Here is a 1,930-nt window from a genome sequence, read left to right as displayed (position 1 = left end):
GCGTCAGACCGCCGTCGCCGGGAAAGTCGGGTACTCGACGCCGGAGACGTGCTGGACGACCCGGACCACCTGGCAGGAGTAGCCGAACTCGTTGTCGTACCAGAGGTAGAGGATCGCGTTGTCGCCCTCCACCTTCAGGGCGCCCGCGTCGACGATCGACGCGTGGCGCGAGCCGATGAAGTCGCTGGAGACCGCGTCCGGGGCGGTGATGAAGTCGATCTGGCGCTTCAGCGGCGAGGTCAGCGACACCTCGCGGAGGTAGTCCAGGACCTCCTCGCGGGATGCCTCGCGGGCCAGCTGGAGGTTGAGGATCGCGATCGACACGTCCGGCACCGGGACCCGGATCGAGCTGCCGGTGATCCGTGCCTTGAGGTCGGGCAGCGCCTTCGCGACGGCGGACGCGGCACCCGTCTCGGTGATGACCATGTTGAGCGGCGCGGACCGGCCGCGACGCTCCGACTTGTGGTAGTTGTCCAGCAGGTTCTGGTCGTTGGTGAACGAGTGGACGGTCTCCACATGCCCGCGCAGCACCCCGTACTCGTCGGCCATGGCCTTCAGGGGCGGCACGATCGCGTTGGTGGTGCAGGACGCGCAGGACAGGATCTGCTCGTCCGGCTTGATGGTGTCGTGGTTGACGCCGTGCACGATGTTCGGGACGTCGCCCTTGCCCGGCGCGGTCAGCACGACCTTCTCGATACCGGGCCGCAGGTGCGTCGACAGACCCTCGCGGTCCCGCCACTTGCCCGTGTTGTCGATGAGGATCGCGTTCCGGATGCCGTACGCCGTGTAGTCCACCTGGGACGGGTCGTCGGCGTAGATCACCTTGATCTCGTTGCCGTTGGCGAGGATCGTGCTGTTCTCCTCGTCGACGGTGATCGTGCCCTGGAACTGGCCGTGGATGGAGTCGCGGCGCAGCAGCGAGGCGCGCTTCACGATGTCCTGGGCCCCGCCGCCGCGCACCACGATGGCCCGCAGGCGCAGCCCGTTGCCGGAGCCGGACTTCTCGATGAGCAGCCGGGCGACCAGACGGCCGATGCGGCCGAAGCCGTACAGGACGACATCGCGCGGCTCGCGCTGCTCGATCTTGTTGGCGCCGGTGGCCCCGGCGACCGCCTCCGCGGTGAACGCCTGGACGTCCAGGCCCCGGTCGTCGGCCTTGAAGGTCGCGGCGAGCATGCCGATGTCGATCTGGGAGGGACCGAGGTCGAGCGTGGTGAGCGCCCGCAGGAAGGGCATCGTCTCGGTGACGGACAGCTCGGCGCCGGCTATCTGACGGGCGAACCGGTGCGTCTTGAGGATGCTGACCACCGACTTGTTCACCAAGGAGCGGCTGTGGAGGAGGACGGTCACGTCCCGCTCCCGGTGCAGCTTCCCGATGATCGGGATCATCGACTCCGCGATCTCCTCGCGGTTCTTCCAGTTGGTGAACGAGTCGTCGTTGACAGTCACAGATCTACTCTCGATCGAGCTAGGCGGCGCTCATATGCTAAACCGACCGGTGAATGATCGATCAAGGGGGTCCCGGTGTGACGTGGGTCGTCCCTGGTTGAAGCGCGTCGTGCGGGTCGGAACCGGTACGGGCCTCTGCCGTGGCGGTCGCTCGCTCACCCCTGAGGCGTCCAGGTCTCCCGCGGTCGGCGGCCATACCGATCGGCAGGGTGCGGGAGCCGTCCGCCGGGGGGCGGGGTGGGGCCGGGACCTGGTCTCCAGGCTGGCGGTGCGGCGCGCTCTGAACATCGGCATCGGCGCGGTGCGGGCTCGGTGTCGCCATGGCCGGGGGGTCTGACACCCCCCGCGCCTCGGGTGTGTCCCGTCCGGACACAGCCCGGTGGGGGGGGGGGCCCCGGGGGGTGGGTGGGGGGGGGGGGGGTGTTGGGGTTGTAGGGCTGCGGGTGCTGGTGGGGCTGCTGGTTCGGGTAGCCGTAGGCGG

1 protein-coding gene is annotated in these 1,930 nt (G+C 69.1%); it reads right to left on the bottom strand.

What is annotated here, in order from left to right:
- Nucleotides 1–3: 3 nt before the first annotated feature.
- Entirely contained in the window at nucleotides 4–1,449 is a 1,446-nt protein-coding gene (locus tag ACFWXC_RS52975) for a glyceraldehyde-3-phosphate dehydrogenase (RefSeq protein WP_384491533.1), read from the bottom strand.
- Nucleotides 1,450–1,930: the final 481 nt, after the last annotated feature.

Source organism: Streptomyces sp. NPDC058683, assembly GCF_042716195.1.
Lineage (GTDB): Bacteria > Actinomycetota > Actinomycetes > Streptomycetales > Streptomycetaceae > Streptomyces.
This window is presented reverse-complemented; position numbering and strand designations above follow the sequence as displayed.